The following is a 237-nucleotide window of genomic DNA, read 5'->3' as shown; positions in this document are numbered from 1 at the left end:
CTTCATTTTCAAATAAAACACTTTTGACTCGCTTCCAGTAGCAGAAGGAACCAGATTTGAATCCAGCAGCTTTAATATACTTGCGCAAACTTGTGATAACTCTCCTTCAATTTTAGATCTATATTCCTTGACGAGTGCAACGTGTTCCTCGTTCTTTCGTCCCTCTTCTTTCTGCTCGATCGAGGACACGATCCGCCACGCTGCACGGAGAGATCCAATCACGTTCTTGTAGGCAAC

Annotated in this window: 1 protein-coding gene; it reads right to left on the bottom strand. The window is 43.9% G+C overall.

All coding sequences use genetic code 11. The features are described 5' to 3' along the window. A partial coding sequence (locus C6N31_RS47500; RefSeq protein WP_232486392.1) for a 14-3-3 family protein occupies positions 1-189 on the bottom strand: 189 nt, incomplete at its 3' end. Between the last annotated feature and the right edge of the window lie 48 nt (positions 190-237).

The sequence above is a fragment of the Streptomyces fildesensis genome, from assembly GCF_016107395.1.
Taxonomy (GTDB): Bacteria; Actinomycetota; Actinomycetes; order Streptomycetales; family Streptomycetaceae; genus Actinacidiphila; species Actinacidiphila fildesensis.
This window is presented reverse-complemented; position numbering and strand designations above follow the sequence as displayed.